Origin of the sequence: Halodurantibacterium daqingense (assembly GCF_042666235.1) — a bacterium.
Classification (GTDB): domain Bacteria; phylum Pseudomonadota; class Alphaproteobacteria; order Rhodobacterales; family Rhodobacteraceae; genus Halodurantibacterium; species Halodurantibacterium daqingensis.
The window spans coordinates 41,073-60,078 of the sequence record NZ_JBHTFQ010000003.1 but is presented as its reverse complement, the minus strand read 5'-3'; the positions used below and the strand labels follow the sequence as shown (position 1 = coordinate 60,078).

General features: G+C 65.8%; 21 protein-coding genes and 1 other RNA gene. 9 read left to right on the top strand and 13 right to left on the bottom strand.

The window, feature by feature from the left end:
* The first annotated feature begins 45 nt into the window (after window positions 1–45).
* Both ACFQXB_RS06465 and ACFQXB_RS06460 read left to right on the top strand, forming a co-directional pair.
* A complete protein-coding gene (locus tag ACFQXB_RS06465) occupies window positions 46–966 on the top strand; it encodes a sulfite exporter TauE/SafE family protein (RefSeq protein ID WP_377400931.1) in 921 nt (306 codons plus the stop codon).
* Window positions 966–1,727 (top strand): TIGR02186 family protein, encoded by a 762-nt coding sequence (locus tag ACFQXB_RS06460; protein WP_377400928.1) that lies wholly within the window; start codon window positions 966–968, stop codon window positions 1,725–1,727. Before ACFQXB_RS06465 ends, ACFQXB_RS06460 begins: the two co-directional genes overlap by 1 nt.
* Here the strand turns inward: ACFQXB_RS06460 and ACFQXB_RS06455 are convergent.
* The 12 genes from ACFQXB_RS06455 to ACFQXB_RS06400 form a co-directional block, all read right to left on the bottom strand.
* On the bottom strand, window positions 1,724–1,960 hold the full coding sequence (locus tag ACFQXB_RS06455; RefSeq protein WP_377400925.1) for an Lrp/AsnC ligand binding domain-containing protein: 237 nt from the start codon (window positions 1,958–1,960) through the stop codon (window positions 1,724–1,726). The two genes, ACFQXB_RS06460 and ACFQXB_RS06455, sit on opposite strands and share 4 nt — an antisense overlap.
* 89 nt (window positions 1,961–2,049) lie before the next feature.
* Window positions 2,050–3,573, bottom strand: a complete 1,524-nt coding sequence (locus tag ACFQXB_RS06450; RefSeq protein ID WP_377400922.1) for an ATP-dependent DNA helicase — start codon at window positions 3,571–3,573, stop codon at window positions 2,050–2,052.
* Window positions 3,574–3,684: 111 nt separating this feature from the next.
* The gene (locus tag ACFQXB_RS06445) at window positions 3,685–5,055 is read right to left on the bottom strand and encodes a 1-acyl-sn-glycerol-3-phosphate acyltransferase (RefSeq protein ID WP_377400919.1); all 1,371 of its coding nucleotides are present in this window, start codon (window positions 5,053–5,055) and stop codon (window positions 3,685–3,687) included.
* 498 nt (window positions 5,056–5,553) lie between these two features.
* Complete coding sequence (locus ACFQXB_RS06440; RefSeq protein WP_377400916.1) at window positions 5,554–5,982, bottom strand: DUF4168 domain-containing protein; 429 nt, start codon at window positions 5,980–5,982, stop codon at window positions 5,554–5,556.
* A gap of 361 nt (window positions 5,983–6,343) precedes the next feature.
* The gene (rpmG, locus tag ACFQXB_RS06435) at window positions 6,344–6,511 is read right to left on the bottom strand and encodes a 50S ribosomal protein L33 (protein WP_022707377.1); all 168 of its coding nucleotides are present in this window, start codon (window positions 6,509–6,511) and stop codon (window positions 6,344–6,346) included.
* A gap of 152 nt (window positions 6,512–6,663) precedes the next feature.
* Window positions 6,664–7,058, bottom strand: an RNA gene (rnpB, locus tag ACFQXB_RS06430) — RNase P RNA component class A.
* A 10-nt stretch (window positions 7,059–7,068) separates the two neighbouring features.
* Complete coding sequence (locus ACFQXB_RS06425) at window positions 7,069–7,806, bottom strand: N-acetylmuramoyl-L-alanine amidase (RefSeq protein WP_377400913.1); 738 nt, start codon at window positions 7,804–7,806, stop codon at window positions 7,069–7,071.
* Window positions 7,748–8,356, bottom strand: coding sequence for a hypothetical protein (locus ACFQXB_RS06420; protein ID WP_377400910.1), 609 nt, complete (start codon window positions 8,354–8,356; stop codon window positions 7,748–7,750). The genes ACFQXB_RS06425 and ACFQXB_RS06420 overlap by 59 nt, the downstream gene beginning before the upstream one ends.
* Before the next feature lie 32 nt (window positions 8,357–8,388).
* The gene (gene gatA / locus ACFQXB_RS06415; protein ID WP_377400907.1) at window positions 8,389–9,876 is read right to left on the bottom strand and encodes an Asp-tRNA(Asn)/Glu-tRNA(Gln) amidotransferase subunit GatA; all 1,488 of its coding nucleotides are present in this window, start codon (window positions 9,874–9,876) and stop codon (window positions 8,389–8,391) included.
* Window positions 9,873–10,160 carry an Asp-tRNA(Asn)/Glu-tRNA(Gln) amidotransferase subunit GatC gene (gene gatC / locus ACFQXB_RS06410; RefSeq protein ID WP_377400904.1) on the bottom strand — a complete coding sequence of 96 codons (288 nt, stop codon included), beginning with the start codon at window positions 10,158–10,160 and terminating at the stop codon, window positions 9,873–9,875. The genes gatA and gatC overlap by 4 nt, the downstream gene beginning before the upstream one ends.
* A gap of 29 nt (window positions 10,161–10,189) precedes the next feature.
* Complete coding sequence (locus ACFQXB_RS06405) at window positions 10,190–10,855, bottom strand: ceramidase domain-containing protein (RefSeq protein ID WP_377400901.1); 666 nt, start codon at window positions 10,853–10,855, stop codon at window positions 10,190–10,192.
* Window positions 10,855–11,307 (bottom strand): nucleoside deaminase, encoded by a 453-nt coding sequence (locus tag ACFQXB_RS06400; RefSeq protein ID WP_377400899.1) that lies wholly within the window; start codon window positions 11,305–11,307, stop codon window positions 10,855–10,857. The genes ACFQXB_RS06405 and ACFQXB_RS06400 overlap by 1 nt, the downstream gene beginning before the upstream one ends.
* A 91-nt stretch (window positions 11,308–11,398) precedes the next feature.
* Between ACFQXB_RS06400 and ACFQXB_RS06395 the strand changes: the two genes are divergently transcribed.
* The 7 genes from ACFQXB_RS06395 (at window position 11,399) to dtd (ending at window position 18,463) form a co-directional block, all read left to right on the top strand.
* The gene (locus tag ACFQXB_RS06395) at window positions 11,399–12,484 is read left to right on the top strand and encodes a pseudouridine synthase (protein ID WP_377400896.1); all 1,086 of its coding nucleotides are present in this window, start codon (window positions 11,399–11,401) and stop codon (window positions 12,482–12,484) included.
* Between the two features lie 170 nt (window positions 12,485–12,654).
* Window positions 12,655–13,557 carry a 5-bromo-4-chloroindolyl phosphate hydrolysis family protein gene (locus ACFQXB_RS06390; RefSeq protein ID WP_377400893.1) on the top strand — a complete coding sequence of 301 codons (903 nt, stop codon included), beginning with the start codon at window positions 12,655–12,657 and terminating at the stop codon, window positions 13,555–13,557.
* 18 nt (window positions 13,558–13,575) lie between these two features.
* Window positions 13,576–14,730, top strand: a complete 1,155-nt coding sequence (locus ACFQXB_RS06385) for a toxic anion resistance protein (RefSeq protein ID WP_377400890.1) — start codon at window positions 13,576–13,578, stop codon at window positions 14,728–14,730.
* Between the two features lie 2 nt (window positions 14,731–14,732).
* Complete coding sequence (locus ACFQXB_RS06380; RefSeq protein WP_377400887.1) at window positions 14,733–15,698, top strand: DUF2927 domain-containing protein; 966 nt, start codon at window positions 14,733–14,735, stop codon at window positions 15,696–15,698.
* A gap of 11 nt (window positions 15,699–15,709) precedes the next feature.
* Window positions 15,710–16,819: an SPFH domain-containing protein gene (locus ACFQXB_RS06375; RefSeq protein WP_377400884.1), complete on the top strand. Its 1,110-nt coding sequence runs from the start codon at window positions 15,710–15,712 to the stop codon at window positions 16,817–16,819.
* Window positions 16,820–16,821: 2 nt separating this feature from the next.
* The gene (locus ACFQXB_RS06370; protein WP_377400881.1) at window positions 16,822–17,934 is read left to right on the top strand and encodes a primosomal protein N' (replication factor Y) - superfamily II helicase; all 1,113 of its coding nucleotides are present in this window, start codon (window positions 16,822–16,824) and stop codon (window positions 17,932–17,934) included.
* A 64-nt stretch (window positions 17,935–17,998) separates the two neighbouring features.
* Entirely contained in the window at window positions 17,999–18,463 is a 465-nt protein-coding gene (gene dtd / locus ACFQXB_RS06365) for a D-aminoacyl-tRNA deacylase (protein WP_377400878.1), read from the top strand.
* On the opposite strand, the gene ACFQXB_RS06360 is transcribed toward dtd, so the two are convergent.
* Window positions 18,460–18,942: a CAP domain-containing protein gene (locus ACFQXB_RS06360; protein WP_377400875.1), complete on the bottom strand. Its 483-nt coding sequence runs from the start codon at window positions 18,940–18,942 to the stop codon at window positions 18,460–18,462. The two genes, dtd and ACFQXB_RS06360, sit on opposite strands and share 4 nt — an antisense overlap.
* Window positions 18,943–19,006 lie beyond the last annotated feature (64 nt).

Here is a 19,006-nt window from a genome sequence, read left to right as displayed (position 1 = left end):
GCTTCGCGCTAGGCTGGGCATAGCAACAGGGACTGTCAGAGGCCGATGCAGATCTATCTCCCCATCGCCGAGGTTTCCGTCAATGCCCTTCTGCTGTTCGGGGTCGGCGGGCTTGTGGGCCTTCTTTCGGGCATGTTCGGCGTCGGCGGAGGCTTTCTGATCACGCCGCTGCTGTTCTTCATCGGCATCCCGCCCGCCGTTGCGGTCGCCACCGGGGCGAACCAGGTTGTTGCCTCGTCCGTCTCGGGCGTGCTGGCACATCTGCGGCGGAAGACGGTCGATTTCCGGATGGGCACCGTCCTGCTTGTCGGCGGGCTGATCGGCTCGGCCATTGGCATCTGGGTGTTCAACCTGATGAGCAGGGCCGGCCAGATCGACCTGTTCGTGCAACTGTCCTATGTGCTGTTCCTGGGGTTGATCGGAGCGATGATGTTCCAGGAAAGCCTGCGCGCGCTGCTCAGGGCGCGCAGGCAGGGCGCGCGGCCGACACGGCGCAACCAGCACCTCTGGGTCCATCGCCTGCCGCTCAAGGTCAAGTTCCGCGCCTCGGGACTTTACATCAGCGTGATACCGCCGGTGCTGGTGGGGCTGCTTGTGGGTTTTCTGGCGGCCATCATGGGTGTGGGCGGCGGCTTCATCATGGTTCCGGCAATGATCTATCTGCTGGGCATGCCGACCAAGGTTGTCGTGGGCACCTCGCTGTTCCAGATCATCTTCGTGACTGCCTTCACGACGCTGATGCATGCCACGACCAACTATTCGGTTGATCTTCTGCTTGCGGCGCTGCTGATTGTGGGGGGTGTCCTGGGGGCGCAGGTAGGCACCCGGCTGGGGCTGAAGCTGCGCGCCGAACAGTTGCGCATCCTGCTGGCGCTTCTGGTGCTGGCGGTGGCCGGCAAGATCGGGCTTGATCTGCTGCTTCGGCCGGATGAGCTTTACACCATCACCGTTCCGGGGCGGCACTGATGCGGTGGCTTCCAGTTCTTCTGCTTCTTCTCCTGGCCGCGCCTGCACAGGCACAGGAACGGGAGGAGGAAGTCATTGCCGCGCTGAGCCAAAGCAATGTCGCGATCAACGCCACCTTCATCGGATCCGAAATCCTCGTCTTCGGGGCCGTTCGCCGCGAAGCGCCGGCGCCCGACGGCATCCTGGGCGTGATCGTGACGATCGAAGGCCCCTCGGGACCGCTGACGGTGCACCGAAAGGAACGGATGCTTGGAATCTGGGTGAACAACGATGCCGTCTTCGTGGATCGCGCCCCCAGTTTCTATGCGGTGGCAAGCTCGGCACCGCTGCCGGATGTTCTGACAAACACCGAGGATCTGCGCCACGGCATCTCGATCCCCCGTGCAATCCGGGCCATCGGGGCGCAGGTGTCTGACGCGCCGTTGTTCACCGAAGCCCTGATCCGTATCCGCAGCGAACGTGGCCTGTACCAGCACCTCGAAAACGCGGTCGTCCTCGACCGCGACACGCTGTTCCGCGCCCGCATCTCGCTGCCCTCGAATCTGACCGAGGGAACCTACCTCACCCGCATCTTCCTGACGCGTGACGGACGCGTTATCGATAGCCACGAAACCGCGATTCATGTGCAGAAGGTTGGGCTCGAACGCTGGATCTTCGTGCTCGCGCACGAACAGCCGTTCCTTTACGGGCTGCTCTCGCTGATCGTGGCGGTGGCGGCGGGCTGGGGGGCCTCGGCGCTGTTCCGTTACGCGCGCGGCTAGAAGGCGCGGAAGGTCATCGTGGTCAGCGTGCGGTTGATCCCGGGAATGTCGAACAGCACCCGGTTCAGATACTGGCCGACATCCTCGCCCTCGGGGATATAGACCTTGGCGATGAGGTCCCATTCGCCCGAGGTGGAATAGAGCTCCGAGACGATCTCGCGGTCATAGATCTCGTCGGCGACCTCATAGGTCTTGCCGGGAACACAGCGGAACTGGACGAAAACACAGCGCATGGGATCTCCTTGGTTTCGTTCAGACTGGAGTTTCGTTCAGATTGGGGTTTCGTCCAGATTAGGCGCAACGTGCCGGGAAGCAAAGGCCATCAGGCGTCCGTTTCAAGCTCAAGCGGCGCGGCCGATTGCCGAAGGTCCTCGACCGAAAGCGGTTCGGTCGGGCGCGCCAGCCGGTTGCGGGTCACCCAGAACAGGCGTTCTTCCGCGCGAGTGATGGCGACATAGGCCAACCGCTTCCAGAGCGGCACGCCCGATTCCATCCGCCCCGCGCGCGAGGCCGCCCAAAGATCCGGGGCAAACACCTGCACGTTTTCCCACTGCGACCCCTGCGCCTTGTGGATGGTGACCGCCGCCCCGTGCAGAAAGGCCGCCCCCATCCGGGCAGCGAAGGGAATGAAGGGTTCTTCCTCGTCGGGAAGCTCGATCTTGATGATCGAGGCCGCCGAGACCTGCGGCTCTTCGGCGCCGATCACATGCAGGCGGGAAAATCCTGGCTTGCGGCCCGGGCCGAGGTAGATCACCTGCGCGCCCTTGATAAGCCCCCGCGCCTCAAGGTCGATGCGCTTCTTGCGATGCTTCAAGGGCAGTTCGATGCCGTCGCAGATCAGCGGCTCGCCGGGCAGAAGCGCGTCGGCCGGCGCACCATAGGCGGCGCGGAAGGCGGTGATCAGCCGGATCCGGGTGGCGTTGCGCCACACAAGCACCGGGCTGCGGGCCATCATCCCCGCCTCGACCCGCTCGGCCACGATAACGCGATCGTCCCGGCGGGCGGCATCCTCGATCATGCGCTCGAAGGCCTCGAAGCTCAGCGTTTCGTCGGACAGCGCATGGGCAAGGTCCAGGATAGGATTGTCCTGCGCCTGGCGGTGAATGCGGTTCAGGCGCAACTGCTGCGCCTTCGGAAGCCGGTCAAACGCCATGTCGCCCGAGAGGCCGACAGGCGCAAGCTGCGCGGGATCTCCGAACAGGATCAGGGTCGGAAAGATCTCTTTCAGATCCTCGAACTGACGTTCATCCAGCATCGAGCTTTCATCGACAAAGCCGATATCGAGCGGCTCTTCCCGTCGCTTCCATCCACGGATGAAATCCGAACCGCGCAAACCTGCCGAGGCCAGCGCTCCCGGGATCGACTTGACGGTGTCATAGAACGCTTTCGCGCGGTCAAGCGCCTGGTCGCTGAGCCCCTCGATTACCGGCCGGTCACCCGACCCGGCGAGCCATTCCGCAATCCTTTCATACTCGGGGTCATAGACCGGCGTATAGAGGATGCGGTGAATGGTGGTCGCGGGAACGCCCCGGTTGCGCAGGACGCTTGCCGCCTTGTTGGTGGGTGCAAGGATTGCCAGCGTCCGCCGTTCCTTGCGTCGTCGCCCCTCGTAATCCCCCGAGACGATCTCGACCCCCGCCTCGGTCAGGGCCTTGGTCAGCGCGGCCAGAAGCATCGTCTTGCCCGATCCGGCCTTGCCCAGAATCGCGAGAACCGAGGCATCCGCATCCGCGGCCGGGCTCAGGGCGCCCTGAAGCAGATCGATTCCGGCACGGTCAAGCACCGCGGCAACACGGTCGTGGGCGGCAGCCTGGTCTTCGGAAAAGGTCACGGCAGGAAGCGTCATGGGAGGACAGTATAACGGCCCTTCGGGGGGCACCAGCAGCTTTGAGGAGGCCGAACCTGGAAGAGCAGCCCGCGAATCAGGCACGAAACGACCAATTGCGCCAGACCCGCATCACGTTGCTGCGGAGGATGGGGTGTCCTCAAGCAGATGCGCGACCGAGGCCGCATAATACCCCAGCAGGCTTTCCTCGGACGGCACCACCGTCACCAGCCCGGCCTCGGCGCGGACAAGACCGCGCTTCTGCAGGGTCGCAAGTGCGCGGGCGAAGGTCTCGGTCGGTGGATCAGCCGCGAGCGCACCAGCCCCCGGCAGTTTCCCCAGGCACGTCAGGTAATCCTCCTGCAGCCTTGCCTCGCTTGCCTGACCGTCGTGGCGCAGAATGAGGGCGGCCAGCAGCGGCACCGGCAGGACGGGCATCACTTCCCGAATGCGCTTCATCAGGGTATGCGCCAGCGCATCGGTCTGAAGGCCGGGCCGCGTGGCGACGAATTCCCCCAGCGACAAGGGTGCACCAAAACTGACGGCCGCATAGCCAAAGCGATGGAACTGCCCGCGCAAGCGCAACACCACCAGCCGAAGCGCGTAGCCGAGGATCAGGCGCGGACGCACCTGGAAACGGGACCGCCCCGTCGTGGCGGCCTCGATGAGCGCCCGATCCTCGATCACGCGGTCATAGTTCAGCGCGACGGGCACGAAGACGACGTCCTTTCCGTCATGTGGATCGAACCCCGTCAGGATATAATGCAAAAGTCCCTTCTTCGCCTCGCCCACGGCGCCTGTGCGGCTCAGGCCACCTTCCGGGAAGATCGCCTGGGTGACCCCCTCGGCCGTGGCCATCTGGACATAGCGCGCAAGGACACGGCGGTAGAGCGGGTTCATGTAGCGCCGCCGGATGAAATAGGCGCCCATCGCCCGCACAAGCCGTTGCAGCGGCCATACACGGGCCCATTCCCCCACGGCATAGGACAGGGTGGAGCGTTCCGCCACCAAATAGGTGACCAGCACGTAATCCATGTTCGACCGGTGGTTCATCACGAAGATAACCGTCGCCTGCGGGTCGATCGCGCGGAACGCCGCCTCGTCATATTGACCAAGCCGAACGCGATACAGAAGCCGCGACAGCCAGCGCGCGACGCGGATGGCGAAGCCGAAATAGGTTGCCGCCGAAAAGCCCGGGACGATTTCCCGTGCATAGCGGCGGGCCTGCTGAAAGGCGACGCTTTCGGGCATCCCCTTTTCACGGGCGTAATCGACGACTGCCTCCATCACCTGCGGATCATAGCTGAGCCGGACGATCATGTCCTGCCGACGCATCAGCTTGAAAGGGCGAATGGGCCGGATCAGCCGCTTGTTCAGCTCGGCAACCGCACGTTCCATCCGGCGGCGGAAGAACCAGCGCACCGAAGGCACAAGCATCCGGTCGAGCACTGCGACCGCCGCAAACAGCAGGGCCAGCACCACGAGCCAGATCGGAAGCGTCACTGTCCCTGTCATTGCTGCTGACATAAGGGGAAATGCGCTGCGGGTAAATCAGATGACGCAGGGGCGCGGACAAATCAGCACCGATGCCGCAGGCTGGCCACACATCGGACGTGGCAGAACGCCGCGCCGAATGCCAGAGCCCGTCCGGCCCCTTCGTCGAACGTCGCTATCCGCAAACCCCGGTAACGGAACAGCACGCTGCCAAGGGCCGGGCTGTCGCAGGCGCTGCGAGCTGTCACAGCGCCGGGCGGGAACCTTCGGCGCGCCGCTTGCCGTCGGAGGGCGCAGAGGCTGGGGAGCCTCTGCGCCTCTGGAGGCCGGGCTTCGGCCACGGAGCCCGCGCGGCCGAGCCAGGATCCAGCCTGCCCGAAAGCGTGGCGGGCCGCTGCCTTTGTCCGGCGGGGTCGATCCAGGGGACGCTCGGGTCGTGCCCTCGGATCCGGGGCTGCGCAGGGCAGCCCGGTCGGGCGGGGACGTCGCGCCCCCGCCCAGTGTCGGTTATTCGGTCCGGGTCGCCGGGGCCGTGCCCTGCGCATCCTGGACCATGGCAATCAGCCGCGCGTTCAGCTCGGCATCCGCCTCGGCCGCCTGCCCGATCTGCATGTATTCCTCAAGGGTGATGCCCGGCGTATCTTCTACCGCCTGAATCATCTCGGCATTGGCGCTTTCGATCAGTTCCTGCTGTGTTGCGGGATCCTGCGCCTCCATCACCTGCGCCTGATAGCGCTGGTCAACCTCATTCACGGCGAGCGCCGCGCTCACGAAGGCGGTCAGTTGCTCCACCGAGAATTGCGCCCCTGCGGCCTCGACGCTACTCTGAGCCTCGGGGGCCACCGCGTCCTGCGCCATCAGCGGCGTCGCAAGGGGGGCCGCCAGGCCGAGGCCAAGGGCGAAGGTTGCGGTCGAAAAGGTCTTGGTGAACTGCATCGGGTTCTCCTGTCTTTGCCTGCCCTCCCCCAACGCTGATGCGCAGGGCTGCGGGCTTGCCTAACCTAGGCGCCCGGCGCGGAAGGTGCAAAACCCCCGGCGCTGGCCCGCCGAAACCGCGCTGTCGCCTCGGCATTATCCCGCACAACACCCCGCCCCAGCCAAGGCGGGGCATCAAAAGGCCATTCGGGGAAATCCGCCACCGCCCGCGCTTTCCGGCAGGAAACAGGGCCCGCCGCATCAGGATCCGTCCCACGCGTTCCCGAAATGCCAAGGGCCGCACCCGATGGTGCGGCCCTGACCCGTCACGGAACGCCAACCTGACGGCGACCTTTCCGTATCCGATGCGGTATGGCAGATCCTACTTGATCTTGCCTTCCTTGTATTCGACGTGCTGACGCACGACCGGATCGTATTTGCGAACGGTCATCTTTTCGGTCATCGTGCGGGCATTCTTCTTGGTCACATAGAAGTGCCCGGTGCCCGCCGTCGAGTTCAGACGGATCTTGATCGTCGTCGGCTTCGCCATGTCATCTCTCCTGCAGACGGACGGCGCCACCGCCCGCGAAATCCTTGAAGCCCGCCTTTTACCCATGACGCGCGGCGAGTCAACCGCAAAGCGGCGGATTTGGCCGTCGCATGCGCGGTTCTTTCACCCCGCAATCATGCGCGAGGGCAGCTATGCGCGGATGGCCTGTAAGCCGGATTCTGTCCAAGGGGTTACCCCCTCTGGATGACCATTCCTCTAGCCCCGCCGTTACCGACGGGATCTGGCTGCCAACCCGGGCCTCTGGGCTGAAGCGTCCCTGCGGGCCGTATCCGTTGCCGGACGTGCACCGCGCGAGGCCCCTATTCGGCATTGCTCCGGGTGGGGCTTGCCGTGCCGGTCCGGTTGCCCGTCCCGCGGTGGGCTCTTACCCCACCGTTTCACCCTTACCCATGCCAGGCATGGGCGGTCTGTTTTCTGTGGCGCTTTCCCTCGGGTTACCCCGGCCGGGCGTTACCCGGCACCCTTGCTTCATGGAGTCCGGACTTTCCTCGTGCCTTCGCAGGCCCGCGATCATCCAGCCATCCGCGCCCGCCCAGTTAGGCGGTCGTGGCCACGCGGTCAACGGCAAAGCGTGACACGCCCTGTGCAAGCGCCATGTCCGCAGGATCAAGCGGCCCCTGCGCGCCAGGCCGGAAGCGCAGGCGAAATGCGGTCAGCAGCGCTGCATCTGCAACATCGGGATAGCCAGCCGCCCGCAGCAGGGCCCGGAAGCCTGCCGCATCTGGTGGCACAGGCGGATGCGGGTCGGGCCAGGCCGACAGCCCGGTCAGTGCCAGCCGCCGCCAGTCGAATCGCGGTCCAGGATCGCGCTTGCGCAGCGGCGCCATGTCGGAATGGGCGATGACGCCCGCGGGCGCGATCTGCCACCGCAGCAGGATCGCCGCCAGAATTCCTTCCAGCGCCCGCATCTGCGGTTCCGGGAACGGAGATGCGCCGTCATTATCCAGCTCGATCCCGATCGAGTGCGAATTCACATCCTCGATCGCACCCCAACTTCCGGCACCCGCGTGCCAGGCCCGCAGTTCCTCGGGCACCAGCGCCGTCACCTCGCCCTGGCGGGACACAAGGTAGTGGGCGGAAACCTCGGCCTCCGGATCGCACAGCCGGGCGCGGGCGTCCTCGGCGGTGGCCATCTCGGTGTAGTGCAGCACCACAAGCGAAGGCCGCGCCCCATTCCGGCGCGGCCCACAATTGGGCGACAGCGCGCCCGGCACCCTAGCGGACGGCCGCCCGGAACGGGCGGGGATCCCACCAGCAGGCGAAACCGTCGCCATCCGGATCCAGATTGCCGGGATCACGGTCAGGGCCGCCACGACGCAGGAATTCAAGCTGCGCCTGATCCTGCGTCGCGAAGCGGCTGCAGTTCCGTTCCCATTGCGAAAACCGCAGCGGATTCATGCGGCGATAAACCTGATCGCCCGGATTGTTGCGGGTGTTCAGCGCATAGCTGATGATGTTGGGGCCTTCATTGCCGGTGCGCTCCGGCACGCTGGTCGGTTCAATGAAAACGTATTGGGCGCGCTGGCGTTCAAGCCGTTCTCGATCGCTTTCGATCGACTCGCGCGCGGCAACGGCCTCGAAATCCTGTTCGTCCGAAATGCGTGGCCCGCCTGATGCAGCAATGGCGCCCGGCGCCGTAGCGCCCTGTGGCGACGACCCAAGCGGGGCCGAGGTGACCGGCGCGCCCGTTATGGGTGAGAAATTGCCACCTGCCCCCCGCACCTCACGATCGCGCAGGAAATCGTTGTAGCCTCCGGACGCCTGACCGGAAGGTTGGCAGGCCGCAAGCGCCAGAAAACAGGCCGTAGCCAGGAAGTACCGCATCTTTTGCCTCTGTCCCACAATCTGCCGCGCAGTTACCACCATTTCGCGGGCTTGTGAACAAAACCCGCGGCGCCCTCGATCACATGCGCGACATTGAGCAATTCGCCCTCTTCCCAAGGCTTGCCGATCAGTTGCAGGCCCAGCGGCAACCCCTGTGCGTCGAGCCCCGCCGGCACCGCCACGCCTGGAAGGCCGGCAAGGTTCACGGTCACGGTGAACACGTCGTTGAGATACATGGCAACCGGGTCGGCATCTGCCATTTCACCCAGCCCGAAGGCGGCCGAAGGCGTCGCCGGCGTCAGGATCGCGTCGATCCCTTTGGCAAAGGCGTTCTCGAAGTCGCGCTTGATCAGTGTCCGCACCTTGCGGGCGCGGTTGTAATAGGCGTCGTAGAAGCCTGCCGAAAGCACATAGGTTCCGATCATCACCCGGCGCTGAACCTCGTGGCCGAAGCCCTCGGCGCGAGTCTTTTCATACATCTCGGTGATGCCGTCGCCCTGCCCCAGCTTGGCCCGGTGGCCATAGCGCACCCCGTCATAGCGGGCAAGATTCGACGAGGCCTCGGCCGGCGCGATGACGTAATAGGCCGGCAGCGCGTATTTCGTGTGGGGCAGGCTGATATCGACGATCTCGGCCCCGGCATCGCGGAGCATCGCCGCGCCGTCAGCCCAGAGCTTCTCGATCTCGGCAGGCATCCCCTCCATCCGGTATTCCTGCGGGATCCCGATCTTCTTGCCCCGGATGTCACCGGTCAGCATCGCCTCGAAATCCGGCACCGGCAAGGCGGCGCTGGTGGAATCCTTCGGGTCATGGCCCGACATCGTGCCCAGCATGATCGCCGCGTCGCGCACCGTCTTGGTCATCGGCCCAGCCTGGTCAAGCGAGGAGGCAAATGCCACCACACCCCAGCGCGAGCACCGCCCATAGGTCGGTTTGATCCCGACGATACCGGTAAAGGCCGCAGGCTGGCGGATCGAGCCGCCGGTATCGGTTCCGGTCGCGGCAAGGCAGAGATCCGCCGCCACCGCCGAGGCCGAGCCCCCCGAGGAGCCGCCTGGCGTCAGGTCCGTGTCGTCGCCTGCGCGCTTCCAGGGGCTGACGGCATTTCCGTAAACCGAGGTCTCGTTGGAACTGCCCATGGCGAATTCGTCCATGTTCAGCTTGCCCAGCATCACCGCGCCCGCGTCCCAAAGCTGCTGGGTGATGGTCGACTCGTATTCGGGCCGGAACCCTTTCAGGATTCCGCTTGCCGCCTGGCTGGCCACGCCGCGCGTGCAGAACAGATCCTTGATGCCCAGCGGAATGCCGCACAGGTCGGGGGCGTCCCCCGCCTGCAGGCGCTGATCTGCGGCCCGCGCCTGTTCGAGGGCGATTTCGGGCGTCTTGTGAACAAAGACATTGAGACGGTCCGCGCCCTCGGCTGCGGTGACGCAGGCCTCGGCCAGCTCTACCGCCGTGATCTCACGCTTGCGCAGTGCGTCTCGCGCCTGCGCGATGGTCAGTTTGTTCAGATCGCTCATTCCACCACCTTCGGCACGGCAAAGAAGCCCTCACGCGCATCGGGGGCATTCGACAGGATCTTGTGCTGCATCCCGCCCTCGGTCACCACATCCTCGCGCCGCTTGAGCCGCTGCGGTGTGACCGATGTCATGGGTTCGACACCCTCGACATCGACCTCGTTCAGCTGCTCCATGAAGGTGAGGATGTTCGAAAGCTCGCCTGCCAGGGCCGGCAGGTTGTCTTCCTCAACTTTGATCCGGGCGAGTTTCGCCACCCGCCGCGCGGTGTCGATGTCGATGGACATGGAAGTCTCCGTTGTCGGTTCCGGATCGTTTAGCCCTGCGCGGGCCGCGCTGCAAGCATGTGACGGCGATAGACCTCGATCATCCAGCCCAGCATCGTCGCGTTGAGCACATGCCACAGGAAGTGGGTGCCCAGCGGAAACACCCCGCAAGCCGGCTGATCCAGCGCGCGGAAGGTGATCGAGGCCGCCAGGATCGCTGCCCCGACCAGCAGGCCCCGCCCCGTTTCGGGATGGCGCCGCAGCAGGGCCGTGCCATAGATCACGATCAGAAGCGCCACCGCTGCATAGGGCGCCGAACCGCCCAGGCCCGGAATCACTGCCCGCAGGGCCGGGGCCGCCAGCCCCGCGAAGGGAAAGAACAGCGCCGTCGCGCCAAGCGCCACCCACAGCGAAAGGCGCCAGTAATGCAGGTTCGCGGCGAAGATATAGACCAGGATGAACACCAGGATGGGAAGCACGTCGGCCATGGCCGCCCAGACCGTCGCATGGGTGTGGAACAGGAAGCTTCCCAGCCCGATCACCGCGAGGATTGCCACCAGCGCTTCGGCCAGCGGAAGGCCCTGCCCCCGCACCCGGCGCCACAGGACGAAGGCCGCGATCAGGAAGGCGGCATTTGTCAGCGCGTTCACCGGTTCGGACCAGTAGGACGCGTCACTGCGTTCGCAATAGGCGTTGATCGTGCGGGTCCAGTCCATCAGCGCAACCTTTCGAAGAATGTCCGCAGCAGCGCCTCGGATGGCTGCGCGGCGATGCCGTCATAGACCTCGGGGATGTGGTGGCATTGCGGATGGCTGAAGATCCGCGGCCCCTGCCCGATACCCCCGGATTTCGGATCGGCGGCCCCATAGTAAAGCCGCGCGATCCTGGCGGCAGAAATGGCCGCGGCGCACATCGGGCAGGGTTCCAGCGTCACATAAAGTGCATGGCCCGGCAGCCGTTCGGACCTGGCCGCGGCGCAGGCCGTGCGCAGGGCCAGAATTTCGGCATGGGCGGTCGGATCGCAAAGTTCGCGGGTCCGGTTGCCGGCCGCAGCGACGACCCGGCCGGCAGGATCGACGATAACGGCGCCAACCGGCACCTCGCCCCGCGCGGCGGCGGCGCGCGCCTGATCCAGCGCAAGGTCCATATGGCTGACAAAGGGGCTCATGCCCCTGCATCGCCCGGGCCGCCTTGCAGTGCAAGGCTTTCGCGCATCACCGAATGCGGCTAGAGAAGGGGAAACAACCGCGGAGCAGATGATGGCCGGGACGACAGGCGAACGAATTGCCAAGGTGCTGGCGCGCGCCGGCCTCGCCTCGCGGCGCGAGGCCGAAAAGCTGGTGGAGGCCGGGCGCGTCAGCGTCAACGGCAAGAAAATCGACAGCCCAGCGCTGAATGTCGGACCGAAGGACACGATCCTGGTGGATGGCAAGCCGCTGGCCGCGCCCGAACCGGCGCGGGTCTGGCTTTATTACAAGCCGCTTGGCCTTGTCACCTCGGCCCGCGACGAAAAGGGGCGCGACACCGTCTTTGACAACCTGCCCGAGGATTTGCCGCGGGTCATGTCCATTGGCCGGCTGGACCTCAATTCCGAAGGTCTCTTGCTGCTGACCAATGACGGCGCGCTCAAGCGCAAGCTGGAGCTTCCGGAAACAGGCTGGCTGCGCAAGTATCGGGTGCGGGTGAACGGAACGCCCACCGACGAGATGCTGGAACCGCTGCGCAAGGGCATCACCGTCGAGGGCGAGCGGTTTCAGGGCATGGTCGTCACGATCGACCGACAGCAGGGCGCGAACGCCTGGCTGACGGTCGGCCTGCGCGAGGGCCGCAACCGCGAGATCCGCCGCGCGATGGAGGCAGTGGGACTGAAGGTCAACCGCCTGATCCGCATCAGCTATGGCCCCTTCAAGCTGGGCGAGATGCAGCCCGGCGCCGTCGAGGAGGTGCGCCCGAAGATCCTGCGTGACCAGCTGGGCCTTGCTGCGGGACGCGAGGCCGCGCAGCCGCCGCTCCGACCCAAGGCACGGCCATCGGCGCAGAAGCGGGGCACAAGATCCGCAGCAGAGGGCGCGCCTTCCGAAACGCCCCGGACCAAGCCGGGCCGCCCCGGGCCAAAGCCCGGCGCAGATCGGGCGGAAACCGGCGCCAAGCCTGCGGCAAGATCCAAGGCGACAGCAGGTGACAGGGCCGAGGCCCATGCCCCGGAAAAGGGCTTTGCCAAGGGCACGGCCAAGTCTTTCGGCAAGCGCTCGGGCAAGACCGTGCCATCGGGCCGGCCGCAGCGCGAGACCCCTGCCGGCAAGGCACCAAAGCCCCGTGGCAAAGGCACCACGCGTCCAAGCTAACCGCGTCCGATATCCCGGCGTCGCTGGTAGCGGGCGGAACGCGGCCCTATATTGGCCGGGTATGACTGGTGCATGAGGGTGAGTGATGTCGGGCAAGGGGCTTCAGCGGCTGGCGTTCTTCGTTCTGTTTCTGCTTATCCTCTTCGTTGCCTTCACGGGCGGGCGCTGAGATGGCGCGGCGCATCAGCGGACCCTACAGCCCCGGCGCGGTCCTTGACCGTATCGCGGGCATCCCCCGCCCTCCGCAGCCGCCCCGCCGGCCGGGCGCCGGGATCGGCGCGGCGATGCTGTTCTTCGCCCCCCTGCCGTTCGCGCTGCGCGCGCCATTCCTAGATCCGGTGGGGATGGTGTTCAGCCTGCTGGCCCTGGCGATGCTTCTGCTGGGCGCATGGCTGACGCGGGAAGGTGTGATCGCGCAGAAGGAGTATGACGCACGCCCCGTCGCGCGGCGGCCCGCCATCCCGCGCAAGATATTCGCGGCCATCGCAACCGCGCTGGGTCTGGGCCTGGGAACCTACAGCGCCGATGCAGCCTCGGGGGCACTGCTTTATGCGCTGGCCGGGGGGGCGCTGCATCTTGCAGCCTTCGGGCTTGATCCCTTGCGCGACAAGGGGGCATCGGCGGGCGACGTCGCGCAGACCGAACGCATCGCCCGCACCATTGCCGAGGCAGAGACGCGGCTTGCCGAGATCGCGGCGGCGATTGCCCCCCTTCGCGACCGGGCGCTGCAGGACCGGGTGCAGCGCTTCGACCAGTCCGCGCGCGCCATGTTCCGCCGGGTCGAGGAAGACCCGCGCGATCTGACGGCGGTGCGACGCTATCTCGGAGTTTATCTTCAGGGCGCCCGCGACGCGACGGTCAAATACGCGGCCCTGCAGGCGCATGGTCCGAACCCCGCCGCCCGCGCGGAATACGAAGCGCTTCTGGGGGATCTCGAGGCGAATTTCGCCGCCCGCGCGCAAAGGCTCTTGCAGAATGACGAAACCGATCTGACGATCGAGATCGATGTGCTCCGCGACCGCTTGCGGCGCGAAGGCCTGATCGAGGGAACATCACGCAGAAGCACGGGTTGATCCCCGAAAGGAAATGCCATGTCCGACACAATCCGCGAAGAAGCCCGCAAGTCGCTTTCGGAAATAGCCGAGGTCACCGGCCGCGCCCTGCCCGATCTGGCAGATGAGCCCGCACTGCCCCAGGCCGCACGCGAGGCGATCGACCGTCGCAAGGCCGAGATCGACCTTGGGAACAGCAATTCCATCCTGTCCTTCGGCACATCGGCCCAGGCGGAGCTTCAGCAGATCAGCCAGGCGATGCTGGCTGACGTGAAGAACAAGGACAGCGGCCCGGCCGGCGATTCGCTGCGCGAGATCGTGACCACGATCCGCGGCTTTTCGGTGTCGGAACTCGACATGCGGCGCCAGCCCAGCTGGTGGGAAAAGCTGACCGGCAAGGCTGCGCCCTTCGCACGTTTCGTCGCCCGCTACGAGACGGTGCAAGGGCAGATCGATCAGGTGACGGGTACGCTGCTGAGCCACGAGCACAAGCTGCTCAAGGACATCCGTTCGCTTGATCTGCTTTATGAAAAGACGCTCGACTTCTACCGCGAGCTTGCGATCTACATCGCCGCGGGTGAGGAAAAGCTGCGCGAACTTGACGAGACGCAGATCCCCCAGGGCGAGGCGGCCGTGGCTGCTGCGGCGCCCGATGAACAGGTGCTGCGTGCCCAGGAACTGCGCGACCTGCGCGCCCTGCGCGACGATCTGGAACGGCGCGTGCACGACCTGAAGCTGACGCGCCAGGTGACGATGCAGTCCCTGCCCTCGATCCGGCTGGTGCAGGAAAACGACAAGTCGCTGGTGACCAAGATCAACTCGACCCTGGTGAACACCGTGCCCCTGTGGGAAACGCAGCTCGCGCAGGCGGTCACCATCCAGCGGTCGCGCGAGGCCGCCGAGGCGGTGCGGGCAGCCAGCGATCTGACCAACGAGTTGCTGACCGCCAATGCCGAGAACCTGCGTCAGGCGAACGAGACCGTCCGCACCGAGATGGAGCGCGGCGTTTTCGACATCGAGGCGGTCAAGCAGGCAAATGCGACACTCATTGCCACGATCGAGGACAGTCTGCGGATTGCCGACGAGGGCAAGGCGCGGCGCGTCGAGGCCGAGGCCGAATTGCTGCGCATGGAGGCCGAATTGCGCGACACCCTTGGCGCGGCCCAGGCCCGCGCCGGCCGCCAGACGAGGTGATCATGCCGCTCGGCTCTGCTCCTCTGGCCCGTGCTCCGAAGGCTCTGGCCGCCGCGACGATGCTGTTTCTTGCCGCATGCGAGGTGGCGCCACCGCCCGAACCGATGCCGCCGCCAACCGCGCCCAAGGCGCGGCCCGAGCGGATTGCCACGCCGGCATTGCCGCCGGTCAGCCAGGAACTGCGGGCCTATTACCAGGCGGCTCAGGATGAGCTTCTGGCGCAGGGGATGATGCGCACGGACCGGGGCGGCCCGGACGCGCCGTTCAATGAACGGCAGCTGATCGAGAATTTCGTTCAGATCGCGCTTTACGATGAATACTCCCGCATCGGCGGGCGCCTGGTGGCGCGGCCTGTTCCCAGCCGGCTGCGGCGTTGGGAACAACCCGTGCGGATGAGTGTCATCTTCGGCGAGACGGTCCCCGCCGCCCAGCAGGCGCGGGACCGCGCCGAGATCGGCCGCTATACGCAGCGCCTTGCCGAGCTCACAGGGCTGTCCATCCAGAAGACAGAGGCAGACGCGAACTTTCACGTCCTGATCCTGAACGAGGAAGAGCGCCGCGCCTTCGCCCCCCGCCTGCGCGAACTGGTCCCCGGGATCGACGACATGGCGCTGCGCACGATCACCGGCCTGCCCCGCCAGACCTTCTGCGTGGTCTTTTCCTTCTCGCGCGGGGGGGCCAGCACCTATGCCCATGCAATTGCCGTGGTCCGGGCAGAGCACCCCGATCTGCTTCGACAATCCTGCATCCATGAAGAGCTTGCCCAGGGGCTGGGCCTTGCCAATGACAGCCCGCTTGCCCGCCCGTCGATCTTCAATGACAACGAGGAATTCGCCCTGCTGACGCACCACGATGAACTGCTGTTGCAGATGCTTTATGATCCACGCCTGCGCCCCGGAATGACCGAGGCGACAGCGCGACCCATCCTGCAGGTCATCGCGCGCGAACTGATGGGCGGCGAAAGCTAGGAGAGACGACCGTGTCGATACTGAACTTCCTCAAGGGCCAGTTGATCGACGTCATCCACTGGACCGACGACAGCCGCGACACGATGGTCTGGCGCTTCGAACGCTATGGCCACGCCATCAACTACGGCGCCAAGCTGACCGTGCGCGAAAGCCAGGTCGCCGTCTTCGTGCACGAAGGCCAGCTGGCCGATGTCTTTGGCCCCGGGCTTTACGAGCTTCACACGAACAACATGCCGGTAATGACCGCGCTTCAACACTGGCACCACGGCTTCCAGTCGCCCTTCAAGGCCGAGGTCTATTTCGTCAGCACGCGCCGCTTTACCGATCTGAAATGGGGCACCCGCAATCCGATCATGCTGCGCGACCCCGAATTCGGCCCGACGCGGCTGCGCGCCTTCGGAACCTATGCGATCCGCGTCCTGGATGCCGCGCGCTTCCTGACCGAGATCGTGGGCACCGACGGCTTCTTTACCCAGGACGAGGTCAGCGACCAGATCCGCAACATCATCGTGCAGAAGGTGTCGAAGGTGCTTGCCGCCAGCGGTATTCCGGTGCTCGACATGGCAGCCAATACCCGGGACCTTTCGCAGATCGTGGCAAAGGCCATCGGCCCCACCCTCGAGGATTACGGCCTGTCGATGCCCGAGCTTTACATCGAGAACATCTCGCTGCCCGAGGCCGTCGAGGCCGCGCTGGATCGCCGGACCTCGATGGGCATCGTCGGCGATCTGGGAAGATACACCCAATTCGCCGCGGCCGAGGCTATGACCGCAGCGGCGCGCAGCCCCGACGGCGGCATGGGGGCAGGCCTTGGCGCTGGCATGGGGATTGGCATGGGCATGGGCATGGCGGGCGGAATGGCCGCGCAGATGCAGGGTGCGGCCACACCGCCCCCGCCGCCCGCCCCGCCCGGCCGCATGTGGCACATCGCGCGCAACGGCGAAACCTTCGGGCCCTTCGCGGAAGATGCGTTGCAGCAGATGGCCGAGCGGGGCGAACTTGTTGCCAGCACGTTCGTCTGGACGGCCGGTCAGGACGGCTGGCAAGAGGCTGCGACCATCCCTGATCTTGCCGCGCTCCTGTCCCGCATCCCGCCACCGCCGCCCAAGCCCGGAGCCTGAACTTGTCCGCGGATGATCCTGCCAAGGCAGCGTTCCGTTATCCCTGCGATCGCTGCGGCGCGCTGCTGCGCTTCGCCCCCGGTCAGGACCATTTGCGCTGCACCCATTGCGGGCATGAACAGGACATTCCCCCCGCAGCCGCGGAAAAGCGCGCCAAGGCTCTTGAGGAACTCGACCTTCATCAGGCGCTGGGCCAGCTCCTTCCCGCGAATGCGATCGAGGAAACCCGTGTCGTTACCTGCCACGCCTGTGGTGCCCAGATCACGTTCGACGCCGACAGCCATGCCGGCACCTGCCCCTTCTGTGCTACGCCGGTGGTGGTGGATACAGGTGCGCATCGGCACATCAAGCCACAGGCGCTGATCCCCTTCCGCATCACCGAAGCAGAAGCGCACGAGGCGATGACGGGCTGGCTGGGCAGGCTGTGGTTCGCGCCGTCAGGGCTGCGCGATTATGCCCGGCGGGGTCGGCGCCTTGATGGCCTCTATGTCCCCTACTGGACCTTCGATGCCGAGAGCGAGACCGACTACAGCGGCCTGCGCGGCATCTACTATTATGAAACCCGCACGGTCATGGTCACCGTCAACGGCAAGCGCCAACCCCGCCAGCAACAGGTCCGCAAGGTGCGATGGACGCCCGTTCAGGGAAGGGTGCGCCGGTTTTTCGACGATCTGCTGGTGATGGGCGCCACCAGCCTGCCCCGCCGCCATGCCGACGGGCTGGCGCCGTGGGATCTGGGCGGATTGCAACCCTATTCGCCGGATTATCTGGCGGGATTTCGCGCCGAAGGCTATACGGTCGAACTTGCCCAGGCGTTTGCCCTCGCGCGCGAACAGATGGACCGCATCATCGCCCAGGATATCCGCCGCGATATCGGCGGCAACGAACAGCAGATCCATCACGCCGAGACGCGGCTGTCGGGCGAGACGTTCAAACACATCCTGCTGCCGGTCTGGATGGCCGCCTATCGGTATCGCGGGCGCAGTTACCGGTTTGTCGTCAATGGCCAGAGCGGCAAGATCCAGGGCGAACGCCCATGGTCGGCGTGGAAGATCGCATTGGCCGTGCTGGGCCTTGTTCTGATCGCGGCGGTCGCAGCCTATCTTTCGCGCTAGGGCTTGCGGGTCTGGGCGGGGCGCATTAGGCCGGTGCCACCTTCTCCCCCCGACAGGAGTTCAGATGCGTGCCCTTCTGCAACGTGTTCGCTGCGCCTCGGTCAGTGTCGATGGTGCGATCTGCGGTGAAATCGACCGTGGGCTTCTGATCCTGGTCTGCGCCATGCAGGGCGACACCGAGGCCGAGGCCGCCCAGCTTGCAGCCAAGATCGCGCGGCTGCGGATCTTCAAGGACGCCGAGGACAAGATGAACCTTTCGCTGCTCGATGTCGGGGGTGCGGCGTTGGTCGTCAGCCAGTTCACCCTTGCAGCCGATGCCTCGCGCGGGAACCGCCCGGGGTTTTCCAGCGCCGCACCGCCCGCCGAGGGCATGCGGCTTTACGACGCCTTCTCACAGCATCTTCGCACCGCTGGCATTCCCGTCGCCAATGGACAGTTCGGCGCGGATATGGCCGTGTCCCTGGTCAACGACGGACCAGTGACAATCTGGCTTGATACCGACACGCTGCGTCCGCCGCGCCGCGCCTAGCAGGGCGCAGCAAGCACCAGAACCCAGCGCGGCCCGCCGCCGGCCGCGGCCTCGGCTCGGCCGACGCCGATATCCTGAACGCGGGGCCGCAGGATATTCGCCCGGTGACCGGCCGAACCCATCCAGACATCCGAAACCGCAACCGCCCCCTGTTGGCCAAAGGCGATGTTCTCGGCCGCGAGACAGGCCGAATAGCCGGTGCGCGCGATCCGCTGCGACAGGCTTGCCCCGTCAGATCCGACGTGATCGAAAAACCCGCGCTCTGCCATGTCGCAGGCATGGCCCTGCGCTGCCACCATGAGCGCCGGCGCCGCCCGCAGCGATGTGAGCCCCGCGAAATGTCGTTCCTGGTTCAGCCGGTCGAGCAATCCGGCCACGGCCGCCTGGTCCGCCGGGGCACAGGCCGCAGCCGCCGGTTTCGCGGCAACAGCTAAGGACAGGGCGACCGCCACGGCGCCGATCATTGCGAACAGGTGCATTCCGTCTCCTCCGCTCCCCATGGCCAGATGCCACGCCAGGATGGGCATGACATCCGAAAAACCG

Bases quoted from the DNA above. Each gene is read 5' to 3' on its own strand.
- ACFQXB_RS06465 (WP_377400931.1), top strand. From the start codon at position 46: ATGCAGATCTATCTCCCCATCGCCGAGGTTTCCGTCAATGCCCTTCTG.
- ACFQXB_RS06460 (WP_377400928.1), top strand. From the start codon at position 966: ATGCGGTGGCTTCCAGTTCTTCTGCTTCTTCTCCTGGCCGCGCCTGCA.
- ACFQXB_RS06455 (WP_377400925.1), bottom strand. From the start codon at position 1,960: ATGCGCTGTGTTTTCGTCCAGTTCCGCTGTGTTCCCGGCAAGACCTAT.
- ACFQXB_RS06450 (WP_377400922.1), bottom strand. From the start codon at position 3,573: ATGACGCTTCCTGCCGTGACCTTTTCCGAAGACCAGGCTGCCGCCCAC.
- ACFQXB_RS06440 (WP_377400916.1), bottom strand. From the start codon at position 5,982: ATGCAGTTCACCAAGACCTTTTCGACCGCAACCTTCGCCCTTGGCCTC.
- rpmG (WP_022707377.1), bottom strand. From the start codon at position 6,511: ATGGCGAAGCCGACGACGATCAAGATCCGTCTGAACTCGACGGCGGGC.
- ACFQXB_RS06425 (WP_377400913.1), bottom strand. From the start codon at position 7,806: ATGGCGACGGTTTCGCCTGCTGGTGGGATCCCCGCCCGTTCCGGGCGG.
- ACFQXB_RS06420 (WP_377400910.1), bottom strand. From the start codon at position 8,356: ATGCGGTACTTCCTGGCTACGGCCTGTTTTCTGGCGCTTGCGGCCTGC.
- gatA (WP_377400907.1), bottom strand. From the start codon at position 9,876: ATGAGCGATCTGAACAAACTGACCATCGCGCAGGCGCGAGACGCACTG.
- gatC (WP_377400904.1), bottom strand. From the start codon at position 10,160: ATGTCCATCGACATCGACACCGCGCGGCGGGTGGCGAAACTCGCCCGG.
- ACFQXB_RS06405 (WP_377400901.1), bottom strand. From the start codon at position 10,855: ATGGACTGGACCCGCACGATCAACGCCTATTGCGAACGCAGTGACGCG.
- ACFQXB_RS06400 (WP_377400899.1), bottom strand. From the start codon at position 11,307: ATGAGCCCCTTTGTCAGCCATATGGACCTTGCGCTGGATCAGGCGCGC.
- ACFQXB_RS06395 (WP_377400896.1), top strand. From the start codon at position 11,399: ATGGCCGGGACGACAGGCGAACGAATTGCCAAGGTGCTGGCGCGCGCC.
- ACFQXB_RS06390 (WP_377400893.1), top strand. From the start codon at position 12,655: ATGGCGCGGCGCATCAGCGGACCCTACAGCCCCGGCGCGGTCCTTGAC.
- ACFQXB_RS06385 (WP_377400890.1), top strand. From the start codon at position 13,576: ATGTCCGACACAATCCGCGAAGAAGCCCGCAAGTCGCTTTCGGAAATA.
- ACFQXB_RS06380 (WP_377400887.1), top strand. From the start codon at position 14,733: ATGCCGCTCGGCTCTGCTCCTCTGGCCCGTGCTCCGAAGGCTCTGGCC.
- dtd (WP_377400878.1), top strand. From the start codon at position 17,999: ATGCGTGCCCTTCTGCAACGTGTTCGCTGCGCCTCGGTCAGTGTCGAT.
- ACFQXB_RS06360 (WP_377400875.1), bottom strand. From the start codon at position 18,942: ATGCACCTGTTCGCAATGATCGGCGCCGTGGCGGTCGCCCTGTCCTTA.